The organism is Bifidobacterium hominis (genome assembly GCF_040095915.1).
Taxonomy (GTDB): Bacteria; Actinomycetota; Actinomycetes; order Actinomycetales; family Bifidobacteriaceae; genus Bifidobacterium; species Bifidobacterium hominis.
Window position 1 is genome coordinate 1 of sequence record NZ_JBBMFR010000004.1, and the last position, 14,783, is coordinate 14,783.

The 14,783-nt window shown below is 50.8% G+C and carries 8 protein-coding genes and 1 pseudogene; 3 read left to right on the forward strand and 6 right to left on the reverse strand.

The annotated features are described in order from the left end of the window. Nucleotides 1-88 precede the first annotated feature (88 nt). Complete coding sequence (locus WMO36_RS03905; RefSeq protein WP_349076889.1) at nucleotides 89-1,399, forward strand: MFS transporter; 1,311 nt, start codon at nucleotides 89-91, stop codon at nucleotides 1,397-1,399. 419 nt (nucleotides 1,400-1,818) lie between these two features. Here the strand turns inward: WMO36_RS03905 and WMO36_RS03910 are convergent, their stop codons facing one another. The 4 genes from WMO36_RS03910 to WMO36_RS03925 all read right to left on the reverse strand — a co-directional run bounded on the left by WMO36_RS03910 (nucleotide 1,819) and on the right by WMO36_RS03925 (nucleotide 7,638). Continuing rightward, the gene (locus WMO36_RS03910) at nucleotides 1,819-4,359 is read right to left on the reverse strand and encodes a glycoside hydrolase family 31 protein (RefSeq protein ID WP_349076892.1); all 2,541 of its coding nucleotides are present in this window, start codon (nucleotides 4,357-4,359) and stop codon (nucleotides 1,819-1,821) included. A 12-nt stretch (nucleotides 4,360-4,371) separates the two neighbouring features. Next, nucleotides 4,372-5,193 (reverse strand): carbohydrate ABC transporter permease, encoded by an 822-nt coding sequence (locus tag WMO36_RS03915; RefSeq protein WP_099571724.1) that lies wholly within the window; start codon nucleotides 5,191-5,193, stop codon nucleotides 4,372-4,374. Continuing rightward, nucleotides 5,190-6,077 (reverse strand): carbohydrate ABC transporter permease, encoded by an 888-nt coding sequence (locus WMO36_RS03920; protein WP_033501658.1) that lies wholly within the window; start codon nucleotides 6,075-6,077, stop codon nucleotides 5,190-5,192. The genes WMO36_RS03915 and WMO36_RS03920 overlap by 4 nt, the downstream gene beginning before the upstream one ends. Nucleotides 6,078-6,249: 172 nt before the next feature. After that, nucleotides 6,250-7,638 (reverse strand): extracellular solute-binding protein, encoded by a 1,389-nt coding sequence (locus WMO36_RS03925; RefSeq protein ID WP_180753743.1) that lies wholly within the window; start codon nucleotides 7,636-7,638, stop codon nucleotides 6,250-6,252. Between the two features lie 271 nt (nucleotides 7,639-7,909). On the opposite strand from WMO36_RS03925, the gene WMO36_RS03930 reads away from it, so the two are divergent. Beyond that, nucleotides 7,910-8,926 carry a LacI family DNA-binding transcriptional regulator gene (locus WMO36_RS03930; protein WP_250779170.1) on the forward strand — a complete coding sequence of 339 codons (1,017 nt, stop codon included), beginning with the start codon at nucleotides 7,910-7,912 and terminating at the stop codon, nucleotides 8,924-8,926. A 302-nt stretch (nucleotides 8,927-9,228) separates the two neighbouring features. Here the strand turns inward: WMO36_RS03930 and WMO36_RS03935 are convergent, their stop codons facing one another. Together WMO36_RS03935 and WMO36_RS03940 are read right to left on the reverse strand one after the other, a co-directional pair. Continuing rightward, entirely contained in the window at nucleotides 9,229-13,416 is a 4,188-nt protein-coding gene (locus tag WMO36_RS03935; RefSeq protein ID WP_349076897.1) for a YobI family P-loop NTPase, read from the reverse strand. 131 nt (nucleotides 13,417-13,547) lie between these two features. Continuing rightward, nucleotides 13,548-13,691, reverse strand: coding sequence for a hypothetical protein (locus tag WMO36_RS03940; protein ID WP_302147046.1), 144 nt, complete (start codon nucleotides 13,689-13,691; stop codon nucleotides 13,548-13,550). Between the two features lie 417 nt (nucleotides 13,692-14,108). Between WMO36_RS03940 and WMO36_RS03950 the strand changes: the two are divergent. Next, nucleotides 14,109-14,590, forward strand: a pseudogene (locus tag WMO36_RS03950) (transposase family protein); the annotation flags it as partial. Nucleotides 14,591-14,783: the final 193 nt, after the last annotated feature.

The window sequence follows — 14,783 nt, forward strand, 5'->3', positions numbered from 1 at the left end:
GGAGTTCCGGAGCATGTCCCTCGCGGTCTAGGGCTGTATCCTAATTAACAACGTCCAACAAACGGGGCGCAGTTCAGCCTTGCTTATTGTGTTCACGCTTGGAACGTTGATGATCCAAGCATTCAATCTGGTGTTCCAAAATATTGGCGATTCGTTGGGCATGTCCGCCAGCGCGTCGCTGATCAGCACGCTTCCGGGCATTGTACTCGGCGTCGTCTGCATGCTGTACGGCACGCTGTGCGATTTCATCTCACCTAAGCGTATGACGTTGTTTGGCGTGAGCGCTTTGGTAATCGGCAGTCTGCTCGGTTTCTTTTGTTCGTTCAATTTCTGGATTGTGCTTATCGCTCGCATGATTCAGGTTGCCGGCGCACAGGTCGCCGGTTCAGTGTTCCTTGTGATGACGGTGAAATACCTGAACGATAAGGAGAAGGCCATCTATATCGGCATTTACAATGCGGTCTACTATTTGGCTGCCGCGATCGGCGTGTTCGCAGGTGGTTTCATCGCTTCTTTCGACTGGAAGTATTTGTTCCTCGTTCCGGCCATTTCCATGTTCTTCATTCCGCTGTTGATTAAGAACACGCCGGACATCAGCGCCAAGGGTGAGCGCATCGACGGTTTTGGCATTGCGCTGTTCGCGGTGTTCGCGGGACTCATCGCCATCTACTTCTCGTTCCCGAGCGCGTGGCTGCTGGTAGCCATTGTACTGCTCGGCATCGCCTTTTTCGCTTGGATTCTCAAGGGCAGCAAGCCATTCCTGAGCAGGTCTTTCGTTACCAATAAGGCGTACATGTCAATCCTGCTGCTGCAGTTTGTGTTCTACTTCTTCAACTTCGCTTGCGTGCCGATTTACAACGTTATCGGCGAGCAGTTGTATAACATGCCGTTGACCACGATCTCGCTGTGTCTCACGCTGGTGTATGTGGTCGCCACGATTGTCGGCTGCGTTTCCGGTCCGGCCGTTAACAAGCTTGGCCGTATGAAGACGCTGCTCGTCGCATCGGTGCTTATGGTTGTCGGTTTTGCCGGATCCGCCATTTTCATCGAGAAGGGATTCTGGATTCTTACCGTGCTGGCCTGCGTGTTCATTGCCGGAGTCACCGTGGTGTACACCCCGATTTACGATGCCGCTTCCGACGCGTTGCCTGTTGAGGAGAATGGTCGTGGCGTCGGCATCCTGGATTTGATGATGAATACTTCCGCATCAATCGGCATGGCCGTGTATTCCAGTCTGATCGCCAATCCTTCGCTCGCCAAGAGCGGACTGTTCGGCATTGGCAGTGGAGCCGCCGCGCAAACATCCAATGTGTTCTGGATTATGTGCGCAGCGTCCGTACTTGCCTTGATTCTCGTACTGACGTTCCGCAAGAGCTTCAGCACGAAACGCGCCGAATAGCGGAAGACACTACTGAAACGTCGGTTTCCGGCAGATAGCAGATAGTTCGCGTGGATTGCACTTGCGATTGTTGGATTGAAGTAATTCAGATTCAACAATCGCAAGTGCGTTTTCATTATGCCCGCAAGCGCAAGCCCCCTCTGCACAACTTAAATCCAGAGATGATTCTCGACTTGTACAGACATGCGATCACATTCACGATCGTCAAATCTGAATTTCTTCAGTCCAGAAATCGAGATGCAATTCAGAAAATGACATATTTCGCTTACGTCTCACTTATATATGGCAGATTTCACGTCTCGACATGAGACATCTCGCTTATATATGGCACATCCCCTGCGAAAACAGCCACTTCGGGGGTACGTTTCTGAGGGTTTCGCCACATGTGTCTGCCATATATAAGCGAGATACTCACCCAATCAGCTGCGAAGGAGGATTTCCTCTAGGGCGCTGATCACCGAATCGGGCATGCCGGAGGTGCCGAACAGCTCGTTGCTGAAACGGGGCGCGGTATCGAAGGTGCGCAGAGCCCCGAGCGCACGCACTCCTTGCTCACGAATCGTCTGCATCGCATGCTCTTTGGAAATGTACGGCATTTGCGCATGCAAGAGCACGTCAAGCACGTCCTGTTCGACTGAATTCTCGGCAATCTGCAGTCCGTCTGAAATCGTAACGTTCAAGCATGCAGCAGATGGCACGTCGCGCACAACGACCGACAGACTCAACGTCTGCTGATCGTATGTAATTTCTGCAGTATCGCAAGCTTTACCGTCAATTTCGATACGAACGTTCTGCATGTCTGGCTGCGCAACCCCACGGAACACAACCTCCCAGTTACGCTGTGCCGGAATGGCAACAGCACAGCCTTCCACCGGACTGACGGTGAACTGCGTGGCATTGTCCGTATTCTTCCAGTCGAAGCTCATGCGCGTATCGGCAACATGGGTTTGATCTTCGCCTGACTCCGCAGAGCCGTCGTCTTCCTTGAGTGTGAACGAACCGTTCGCACCGGGGAACACCAGCACCTGCAGGGACTCCGGATTGCCCAGATCATTCACCTTATTACCCTCGCCAAGCTGCTGTAACGGCACGATACCGCCAGCCTTGGCAAACACCGGCATACGGTCGATCGCACGCCACACTTCCAGACGGCGTCCGGACTCCCCTGCCGAAACGTAACGGCGCCCGTCGAAGAAGTCATACCATTCGCCTTGCGGCAGCCAAGCTTCCGTACTACCCAGCTGCGCCGACTCATCATTGTCGGAAACGATGGGTGCAACCAGCAGCTCAGTGCCGAAACGGAATTCGTCCGGCACCTCGTACGCCTGCGGATTGTTCGGATCCGCCCAATACATCGGCTCCACCAATGGCATGCCTTCGAACGCGGCACGATAGTTCATGGTGTATAGGTATGGCAGCATCATGTGACGCAAACGAAGCGAGCTCACCATAGAATCGCGCACTTCCGCGGAAAAATTCCACGGTTCCTTACCCATGAACTGCGAATTGCTGGAATGCAGTCGGTTGATCGGACTGAACGCGCCAAGCTGGTACCAGCGGGCTTCCAAATGTTCGTTGCGGTATCCACACATGTGACCGCCGATATCGTGACTCCACCATCCGTAGCCGATATTCGAAGCGGTAGCAGTGAAATACGGCTGGAATTGCAAGGATTCCCACGTAACAATGGTGTCTCCCGAGAAGCCGACCGGATAGCGGTGCGAGCCCGGTCCCGCATACCGCGAGAAGGTAAGCGCCCAATTCCCGTCACGCCCGGAATCCAGGTAGTGCAAGTGGTTGAGCACCCACAGCGGGTCGAGTCCCGGCTGACGGGTCACACCGCCCTGCTGCCAGTCGAGCCACCAGAAGTCAACGCCTTCGGCTTCCATACGATGATGCATGTCGAAGTAGGCGCTTACGAAATCCGGATTCGTCAGGTCGAATTCCACCGCCTCTTCGGTTGCGGGATCGATGCCGACGCGCTTGGCCACTGCCTCATAATCGTCTTCGAACGCGCGAACGCCATCTCGCGGATGCACGTTCAATGTGGCTTTCAGGCCGCGCTCATGCAGGTCGTGCAAAAACGCCTTATGGTCCGGGAACAGCTGCTTGTTCCACGAATAGCCGGTCCAACCGGAACCGTATTTCGGGTCGATATCGTCCACGCGATGCCAGTCCATGTCGATCACGGATGTGGTGAATGGAATGCCTTCACGCTTGAACCGGTCCATGAGCTGCACGTACTCGTCTTGCGTGTAGCGGTAGTAGCGGCTCCACCAGTTGCCGAGTGTGAAGCGCGGCAGCAGCGGTGTCGGTCCGGCCAGCTTGTAGAAGTCTTGCACCGCTTCGGTGTAGCGGCGGCCGTAGCCGAAGAAGTAGAAGTCGGTTTCCTTGTGATCGCGCGGCATAACCCAAGCCCCCAGCGGATTCGACTTGCCGTTCACTTCGTGGGCTTCCACGATCACGTTCGCGGCGGAATCGTCGAGCACCGCCCATCCGTCTCGCGAAATCACACCATCGTCCAGAGGAATTTCGCCGTTCGCCTCGTCGAGCGTGCGCGCGGTGCCTTTGAGATTATGCTTCGGCTCGTCGCCGTAATACCACGTATTGAACTGGGTGTCGGACATGCCCTTGACGACTACGCTCAAGCCTTCTTTGCTGAACGGCTTGCCATCATACGTAATATGCAATGCGGGAGTGTCAACAATGAGCAATCCATCACGGTGCGTCACCGTGAACTGCGGGTCGGCGCCAAAATCGCGGTTGACCACCATCTGCGTGAGATTGTCTTCGAATTTGCCGGAGTCAGACCATTCGAAGCGGATCAGCGATTCCGTTAGAATGCCGATTCTCCAATGCTCCCCCTGCAGGGTCGATGCTTCGCGCATATTCGGCCGCGCCTTGCGCACATAGTCGGAGAACACCGTACTGGTTGCGTTATCTGATGCGTTGTTTGTCATACCGCTCCTACCTTACTTACCACTGCCAGTCGCAATGCCCGCAATGAACTGCTTCTGGAAAATCATATACACAATGATCACCGGAACAATTGCCAACGAAGTTGCTGCGAACAATCCGCCGTAATCGGTGCCGTATTGGCCGTTGAATGCCTTCAGACCGACAGCGAGCAGCTGCTTTTTTTCGTCGGTAATCATCAAGAATGGCCACAGGTAGTCTTCCCAATTCCACAGGAAGGTGAAGATGGCGAGCGCCGCGATAGTATTGTGGCTCATTGGCAGAATGATGCTATGGAAGATTCTAGTTTCGGATGCGCCATCGAGTTTTGCCGCTTCAATGAGTTCGTCGGAAATTCCCGAGATGGATTGACGGAACAGAAAGATGCCGAATGCGCTGATCATGCCAGGAAGCACGAGCGAGGTGTAGGTGTCTTGCAGACCCCAGTTGGTGAACATTTCGTATTGCGGAATGATGGTCACTGCCCAAGGAATCATCATGGTGCTCATAACGATGCCGAAAAGCAGGTTGCGACCACGGAATCGCATTTTAGAGAACACGTAACCAAGCACCGCACTTGTGTAGATTGCAATACCGGTTTTCAGTACTGCTACGATTAGCGAGTTTGCGAACAATCGCAAGAAATTGAACTTTTCTTGGATGCTCACATAGTTGTCAATCGTGGATGGCTTAGGGAATAATCCTCCGGTCACTTTGACGATTTCGCTATTTGGCGCGAATGATGAAATGAACATCCAAACAAATGGAACAATGGTGATGATGGCGGCGATGAAGAGCAGAATCGTAAGAATGATGCCGCCAATTTTACGTGATTTCATGCCAGTTCCTCCGAATCTCCAGAAACCTTGAACATGATGAGGGTGAGCACACCAGTGAACAGGAAGAGCACAACTGCCTGAGCTGACGCGACGCCGAAGTTGTATTTCTGGAATGCCTGATCAAAGATGAGATAGCTGATGGTGTAGGTTGACGTGCCCGGACCGCCTTCGGTCATGACGAGAATCTGCACGTATGCCTGCAGATAGCTGATCAGTGACGTGATGACAATGAACAAGGTGGTTGATTTAAGCAGCGGCAGGGTGATTTTGAAGAAAATCTGCACTGAGTTGGCACCGTCGATGGCGGCCGCCTCGTACACGTCTCGAGGAAGATTCATGAGACCGGCCAAATATAGAACGGTCGCGTAGCCGAAATCCTTCCAAATGGTCATGATGATGACTGCCGGCATGGCCCATTTGGTGTCGTGCAGCCAGTTGATGTCGAGTCCTGTGATTTTGTCTACCATGCCGAACTGCGGGTCGAACATCCACATCCACACGAAAGAGACTGCCACGAGCGGAGTGATAGTCGGCATGTAGAACAGACCTCGGAGGGTGTCTTTGCATTTGACGAGTTTGGCGCTGAGCAGCAGGGCCAAGCCGAGACCAAGCACAATGCGGAAGAGTGTGGAAACACCTGCGAATACCGCCGTGTTCCCCATGGAAGTCCAGAAGAGTTTGTCAGTGAGGATCTGTTTGAAGTTGTCGAGTCCGACCCAATCATAAGTGCCAATCAGAGGATTCCAGTTATGCAAACTGCCCGCGAAGGCTTTAAAAATTGGGTAGGCCAGGAAAATGGCGAAATAGACCACCAAGAAGGCAACGGCCATGTTGCGTAGGGTGAAAATTCTCGATACCAGAGATTCACCATTTTTGTTTTTCATTGAATCTCGCCTCTCTGTGAGCCGATTCGACCGTTTTGTTACGCAATACAGAATGTCAGATCGAATCGAATAAGAAGATTGAACGTATCTCGTAGATAAAAGGCAGCCGCGGCGCGGAAGAAGAATCGTACCGCGACTGCCCGGATTGGAAAAGGGATTGGATATATCGGTATTACTTATGTTCGTCGAAGTAAGCGTACTTGCTTTCCATTGACGTGAAGTCAGAGCTCTTCATGTCGGTATCCATCTGACCCTGGGCCTCCTTGAGAGCCTTATCGATGGACATGCCGTTCTGGAAGACGTTCTGGAAAGCAGTGGTGCCGCTGGATTCAACGGTGGACGGTGCCGGTCCCGGCCAGATCAGTCGGTCTACGCGCGGCTGGATGGCGGCCATGACCGGCTTGGAGAGAATGTCCTTGTCGTTCTGCAGCGAGGTCTTGGCTGGGAAGGAATTCAGTTCGGATACCGCTTCACGAATATAATCATCGTTGGCAAGCAGGTACTTGATGAAGTCCTGAGCAACGGCCTGCTGCTCCTTGCTCTGGTTCTTGTTGACGCCCGGAGTGGATTCGCCGTTGTAACGGTCGTATGCAAACGGAGTGTCTTTGGAGAAGGTTGGGGTGGCAAACACGCCGTAGTCAATATCTGGATACTTTTCTTTCAGCGTGCCTTCCATGTGGCCCCAAGCGTAGATCATCGCAGACTGGCCGTTACCGAAGCTTTGGGTGTAATCGTTACCGAAGTCAACGGATCCGACCTTGTACTTGTCATACAAATCCTTGAGGAACTGCATGTTTTCTTTGGTCACGTCGTTGTTGTAGTTGGCTTTCTTGCCATCTTCGCTGAAGAGCAGTTCACCCTTCTGATAGTTCAGACCTTGGTAGATGGCGCTGTAGGCGTCGCCGTTGAAGTTGAAGCCGGCCTGCGTCATCTTGCTGCCGTCGGTCTTGGTGAGCTTTTGGGCGACCTGGATGAATTCGTCCCAGGTGGTCGGAATGTCGGCATCGGTGAGGCCCGCTTCGCTCCACAATGTCTTGTTGTAGTAGATGTTGCCGGTGTTAATCACGGAGTCGATATACTTGACTTTACCGTTTTCATCTTCATGTACGGATGCGGTGGAGTAGTCGGATTCCAGAGACTTGGTGTCGATATCGTAATCCGCTGCGTATGGACGAATCAACGCATCGTAAGAGTTGTGGATGTTGAAAACGGCAGGACCGTTTTTGCCTTTCAGAGCCAACGGCAGCTTGGTCCAATAATCATCCCATGAAACATTCACCGTTTTGATGGTGACGTTCGGATACGTCTTCGTGTAGGACTCAATCATCTTGTAGACCGGATCCGTGCCCTTGCTGCCCCAGCTCCAGTACTCGAGCTGGATTGGCTTGCCGTCGTTAACGAGATGGTTAGGGTCGTAGGTGATGTTATTGCCGATAACGTCAAGCCCTTTGTCGGCTTTCGTATCGGTTGTGCCGGAAGCGGTATTGCTGTTCCCGCACGCAGCCAAGCCGACGATGCTCAGGGCCGCCACTGCCGCTGCGATACCTTTGTTGATTTTCATATCTCTCCTTACGTCCTCGTAAGCCTTCATCCGCCCCTTGCGGACAAGCAATATCATACGACAAGGGTTTCATATTGGCAATTCAAGGTTTTTTGAAATGTAACCGGTTTCATTTGAAACCCGTTTCATCTCACCACTGTGAGCGTGCACACATTGTTTTTCATACGGCGTGTCATATCGCAACCCTTTTCATTCATCTTTCAACTTTGCAGCCATGGGGACGGCAACGATGGTAGGCTGAAACAAACAGTGAAAAACTTTCGGAGGCACCATGAAAGCAAGCATCGGAGATGTGGCACTCAAGGCAGGCGTATCGAACGCTACAGTCTCACGCACTTTCGCACACCCTGAACAGGTGTCGGAAGCAACACGGTTGAAAGTGCAGGCCGCAGCCGATGCGTTGAATTTCAGCGTTTCCAGATCGGCAGGAATTCTTAAATCCGGTAGAACCTATCGCATAGCATTATTGGTTGGCAGCGGCATCATCGAATGGTTCACCGCTGAAATCATTGCCGGACTTAACGATGTTCTGCGTGACGCCGGGTACGATCTGGTCATCTACCCCATCGAGGGGTCGGAAGCGCGTGACGCATTCTTCGAGGAACTTCCCGTACGCAGCAATGCGGATGCCGTATTCGTTTCCTCATTTGGCATCAGCCCCGACGAGGTCAAACGTCTCGGAACCGCAAAAATTCCGATTATCGGCATCAATACCACCAGCGAAGGATTCGATGCAACTGTCGGTATCAACGACAAAGAAGGCATCAAACTCATCGTTCGACATCTCGCCAAGCTGGGACATCGTAACCTGCTGTATTTATATGAAAGCTTTTCCTCCACATTGGGATTCAGCTCATTTAACCGTATTTCCGGATTCCAAGAAGCCTGCGATGCAGTTGACGGACTGACCGCCCGCACACTGGCAGTGCAAAAAGGCGACAGCATTCTGGATGCGGCAATTTCCGAAATCATGGCGCAAGACAACCCACCCACCGCATTGTGTTTCCATCAGGACTCACAGGCAATTCCATTGTTCTTCCGCCTTCAACGCAGCGGCCTTTCCGTGCCTGGAGATATTTCCGTAACCGGATTTGACGACAGCACCTTCGCCAAGGAGGCTGAGCTAACCACCGTTCGACAGCGCCCATACGACATGGCCGTCGATGCGGCACAAAAGGCTCTGGCACTAATCGAAGGACAACCCATCGAGGAACCATTCGAGACGTTCCCCGTGCAGCTGCAAGTACGCGGATCAACTGCCAAGCCACGCGCCACCCCTCTGCTGTAGGCTGCAGCGTGCAATCGCGCGAGATCACTTCGCGCAATATCCCACGCCAACCGGTCTATCTGCGTTATGTATGGCAGATTTTGCTTTTCGTACGGAAACATCTCGCTTATATATGGCATGTCGCCTGCGAAAACAGCCACTTCGGGGGTACATTTTTGAGGTTTTCGCCGCATGTGTCTGCCATATGTAAGTGAGATGTCTCCGGTCAGGCCTCCGAATCTGCCATATATAAGCGAAATATGAGCAAAATGCAGGCGAGGCACGCTCCATAACAAAACAACGCATGCAAAGACGAACGAGGCTCAATTATTAATTGCTGATTGGTTTTGCAGTAAATCAATCTTTTCATTAAGTTTTTCTACAGAAGAAAAGGCCACGGTATATTTGGTAAATCCATCTTTTTCCTGAGGATTTCTCCATATGTCTTCTGGGGTAATACCACTTCGTTTAGCGTATTGATTCAGTTTTGCAATCAACGAGACAAAGTTTTCATCGTCAGTATTCAAGGTACGATTTTTATCATTGAATAACTGTCTATAGGGCACATCGAGATGCTGGATGATCTCTCGAGCCACGCCAATATTGGCATCGTCAATACCTTGTTCGTCAAACGCTCGATTAATCATTCTTACGCATAGATTCGATTCGAGTCCGAGTTCCCACAATTCCTTTACTCCATGTAGTCGTTCATCCTTGGTGGCCAGCTCGTCGAACAATTCGGTTCTATCCTTGTCTACAGTTTTGCCGGAATGACTCATCCACTCCTTTGCCGCTTCCAAAAGATAATCGAAATCTGCATCTTGAATATAAACAGACATATCCTCGACTATCTTCTGCAGCACAGGTTCAAGACGAGTATCTTCATCGGCGATGATCCTACATGCCTCATTCGGTCCAAGAAGATTCGGCGATAAGTAAGTAATAAATTTTGCAGATCGCAGCATCCACGTTCGACGTGCTTCCCAACAAATATTAGGAATCATTCCAAAGGCGGTTTCAGTGTCGCCAATAATCGATTTATCATCCAACAATCGCGCATAGACATCGGGCTCACGTTTAAGATCGAATACTCTGGAATCACCCACTTTAATATTGGAAACCTGCTCATCCGAAAGTGGTGATTCGAGCTGCAACGAGCGAACCAGCGATTCCTTTTTCTTCGCATTGCAAACATCAAGAGGCAGGTTCAACAGTTTGACCGCAAGATTTCCCCTGTCAAATTCTGGGTCTTCCTTGGTTGATTCAAAGGAAGAATGCAGCTTTAGCCACTCACCACACGCATCCGCCTCCTCGACATCCCCAACAGACTCCAACACGGTCTGCAGATTCATCGGAGTAAACCAAATCGCATCATTCCGCAGTAACTCATTGACATAAGAAACGCTGATTCGTTTCCGTGTTTCATCGTCAATTCCCGAAGAAAGTCTGTTCTTTAATTCGTCCGACTCAAAATGAAGCATTCGAGCAGTATGTGAATGCTTCTTGATTATTCCGCTAACAACTTGCTCAAGCTCCACCCATTTATCTTCTGATTTGCGAGTGTCAAATATCGAGTGGACGGAGTCGCCCAACACTGCAACAATATCTGAATCGACATCCGAGGCAACAGTCCCATCAACGAAGTCGAGCGCATATTCAGATTCCTTCAGGAAGTCAAGATACTTGTCGACATTCTTAATGACGTATTGGTAGACGGGGGTGGAAATGCTTCTGATCTGGTTCAGAGCGAGCATTTCATGCTTTGCAAACGTGCCTTGCAAATCGTTAATCGCACAAAGAAGATTGCTTCTGGTGAAATCATACCCATCATGTTCAACGAGGAGTCTGCGCAATGGTTCACTCAAACAAGACAGATCTGGAGCGGAGTAGTGAGAGTCAAGCAGCACCTTGTCGAGTTGCTTTGCCACTTCTTCATCTAAAGAATCATCGCTGAATACGGGAATGAATTCCCAATGTTGTTGAATGAAATTATTGAAGGCATCGGAAACTTCGTATTGAACATTTTTATTCAAATGACGCAGTACAACGTCTAGGAAATCACACAAAGTTGTAGTGTCAGCTAACGTAGCAACATCGTCCGCCAAGAACTCCAGTATCTCCGAGCATGTGTCCGCCGCAAGCAGTTCAAGAACTTCAGCTGTTTTGTTTTCCTCATCGCTGAGAAACGCAAGCAAGAAATCCTTTGCCACACCCTTCAAGTTGGATAGATACGAGATAACCATGCGTAGCGTCTTTTTATCTTCATCTGCTTTTGACTTCACCAGGTAGTTGAGAATACTGATATTTAGCATCCACGCTTGTCCGAAGAGAGAATTATCTCGATGTCGCACGCGTTTCAGCACATTCTGTACATCCGCATCGTTGAGATGGAAAGAGAAATCAGATTTGTTCTCGTTAATATTGTGTATTACAAAATTTAGGGCATTCCTCGACATGCCTTCATCTGAATAAATCGTGGAATACAGCTTGTAATCTTGAGCGATCCAACCACCGGCAATCAAACTTGATAGCAACGTACCCTGTTCATGCAGATCGTCTTGGATAAACTGAGACAATGTCTGGCGGTCTGAATCATCGAACATGTCGGGACCCTCGAAATCTATCTCGCAGGCTTTATCATTCAGAAGATATTTCCAATCACCTGTCCTCAGATTTTCAATGCGGTTTTCAATTTTACAGATCCTCTGATTGACAGCATTCAATGTCAGCTGACTAATATCAATTGTCGTGTCAAGGTATTTTTCAAAAGTTTGTTTTGAAGGTGTGATTTCAATCGGACGCCAACCAGATTCGCCATAGAAAGAAGCGGTAATCTTAATTGTAGAATCCTTTCGCTTTGCTGAAAGCTCTTCCCAGGTGTGTGCTTCGCTCAATTTAGAGCCGCTATATCCAGAGATATTAATGTCATCATCATCGACTTTTCCGCCGCTGAGTTCCGCAATCCACGCTTTCGTCCGCTGCGCCAACTGGGAGGCAATTCTATCCGCCTCCATAGAGTCTAAAGCCATTTCCAAATCTTCTTGCGCGCTTTTGCGCCGTTGGGATAGCCTATAAATGCTATCTGTGGAAATGCTCCGTGCAGTCGAATATATTTTGTCGATCTTGCTGTTGCCTTCTCTCATCTTTTCCGCATCCGCAAGGTAACAGTTTTTATAAATCAAAAATGCGAGAAGATGCGCGGCGGATAGTCCAAGAGTATTCTCCTCATCTTTCTTATCATCTAGGTTAACATGCAGTCTTCTGCTGTACATGATGAAATCGTTGCGGATCGTTATCCAAGTACGCTGGTCTGGAATAAAACCGGCGACGTCTTCAAGTAGATCTCCGACTTTGTCTATTCGAGTGATTTCATCGCCTAGAGCGTTTCGTGCCGTTTGGTGGGAATTATTTGAACTGACAAACGGAACTACTGAAATAATAAGATCGAAGAATTTCGCACGAGAGAAAGCTCCTATTCGCCTTTCTTCACTTAATGTTTCTTCCGAGGCCTTGATACATTGATCATCAAACACGGCGTCACTTATTGCATAAATAAAACGGATAGTTCTTCCATCTCGACGAGATCTTTCCCCAGTAATAACTGGATCGTCATTCAGAATCTGATTTAATTCACGTAATGAATCGAAGATTTCAGGGCTTTCAAATCGGTCGAGATCTTCGAAAATCACGGTTTCGATCTTTGATTTTTCGAATAGGTATACAATTTCGTCAAGATACTGGTCAAAGTATGAGTCAACTCCCTGATCCAATTTCAACGAGGCACCACTCACATTAACTTGCCCGATTTTCAGATTGCTTTTTAGAAGATAAGAACAGATCATCCATGACGCCGCGAAAAGAAGCACTAGCAAGACTACATAGCCTAGCAAAAACTTCCCTGATGGACTTATCGCCCATTTATCGATAAACGGCAAAGAAGACAACAATGATTGCCCGAATTTACCTAAATCATCACCGAAAAATGCCCCCAACAACATCGTCAGGAATACACTCGTCATCAAGGAAAACCCTATCTTCTCCCATTTGCCCTTCTCATGAATCCGATGAAATCTAGAGAGCGGGACATCTTTCGGATCGACACCGTACAACAGTTGCTTCACAATCTCCCGCTGAATCCGATTCGTCGGAGTGTCTGTCGAAAAATCATCTGTAGGGCCCTTAGAGCCATGCCTATTTTCATTATTATCAGATCGCCGTTCAGCATTACCGCAACAGGATGCCAGCGGAGCAAGCGAAATGTTCTTTGTGCTACACGGTTTTACCCCTTCAAAGTCTTCGACCACTTTCTCGAGGATGCTGCTCTTTCCCGAACCATACGTTCCAGATATCGCTATATTTCTTAGCTTGCCCTTCTTATCACTTCCTATGGCACTTTTGAGAGCATCGACATATTCACTATGATGTTCCGCCTGATATTCCGGATACAGCGGATTCAGTTCAAGAGCGTCCTGCTGTTCTGAGACATTCTTCACTTCTTGAGAATCCGTCATATCAGTGACACCTCTAACTTCGCACTCCTCCATGACCGACCCCTCTTTCTCCAAACCAGCCTCATTGCTCCGCTCGACATTCCGCGACAAATCATACACCCTGGATTGGCAACGGTGTGTTGGACGGGTCCTTAGAGGACGAGTCCCTGTTCGGTGAATTCCTTCGGACTCCGGTATCCGAGGGCGGAGTGGAGCCGCTGGTCGTCGGACCACCACACGCAGTCGTCGGGGTCATGCCTCGGCTGCTCGATCGTGGTGTAGTGGTTCCGGTACACGAGCTCCTTCTTCAGCAGCCTGTCCGCCGACGCGGACATAGGTAAGATCGCTCGCCAGATGCGCGTGCGGGGCGTAGCCGTCGAACTCGCGGTCCAGCAGGTTCGCGAGCTTCGCCTCGTTGGCCCGTATCACGCCTGCCTTCGTGTGAATACCGGCGCCGCTTGTTCTGAAACGTCCGCCTCCATCTCCAACCGCCGGTCGCGGATGTCTTGGACCCAGCGCCGCAGGGTCGATCGCGCGATGTCGTACTCGGCCCCGATCTCCCGGGATGGCTTGCCGATCTCGCACGACTGCACGATCTGCCGTTTAACGCCCCGTCGTAGTGGCGGGGATGTTTCAGGCCAGCCATCATCGGCCTCCAATCCCACGTCATTCGTCCCTCATTGGACTGTCTAACACATTGTAGCCAATCCACGCACGACGTGATGCACCTCGACGGCATCCACCTGCACCGCGACACGGTTGTGCTCATCGCGGTCTCCGGCGGCCACGTAATCGGATGGCACGTGGCGAGGAGTGAGACGTGCTCGGCCTGGTCGTCGCTGTTGTCTAGGATCGCGCCACCACATCGTCGCGCGTCTCGGACGTCAGAACGGCCGCCGAGTGGATGGCGTCGTACAACCAGTGAGAGCGGAACTTCGCCGGATTCCTCGACCAGAAGAGCCGTTGGGAGGACGACATCATCGCGGACCAGCACATGCGCCTGGCCAAGACCCGCCGGATGGTGCACGGACGGATCAGGGATGGGCAGCCATTCACGTTCCTCGACCCGCCGGACGGGTGCGCGGAGCCGATCCCGTCCTCGAGCAAACTCATCGAGTCGTGGAGCGCGCGCATCCGAGACATGCTGCGCCACCACCGCGGCCTGTCCCTAGCGCGGCGGATCAAGGCGATCTGCTAGTGGTGCCACCAGCGCATTGAGGATCCGGAGACGGACATGCAAGCAAGATTCCTTCACTACGTCCGATCAGAACTAAATATCGAGATCGCCAGCGTCTCCCCGCTTCATTTGTTCTTGAGCTATGTTATCATTTTTCTGATTTAGTCGACAGTATTGTCCCAGCAGCTCGAAAGGACGTCGCATTCTCCAA

Bases quoted from the DNA above. Each gene is read 5' to 3' on its own strand.
- WMO36_RS03910 (WP_349076892.1), bottom strand. From the start codon at position 4,359: ATGACAAACAACGCATCAGATAACGCAACCAGTACGGTGTTCTCCGAC.
- WMO36_RS03915 (WP_099571724.1), bottom strand. From the start codon at position 5,193: ATGAAATCACGTAAAATTGGCGGCATCATTCTTACGATTCTGCTCTTC.
- WMO36_RS03920 (WP_033501658.1), bottom strand. From the start codon at position 6,077: ATGAAAAACAAAAATGGTGAATCTCTGGTATCGAGAATTTTCACCCTA.
- WMO36_RS03925 (WP_180753743.1), bottom strand. From the start codon at position 7,638: ATGAAAATCAACAAAGGTATCGCAGCGGCAGTGGCGGCCCTGAGCATC.
- WMO36_RS03930 (WP_250779170.1), top strand. From the start codon at position 7,910: ATGAAAGCAAGCATCGGAGATGTGGCACTCAAGGCAGGCGTATCGAAC.
- WMO36_RS03935 (WP_349076897.1), bottom strand. From the start codon at position 13,416: ATGACGGATTCTCAAGAAGTGAAGAATGTCTCAGAACAGCAGGACGCT.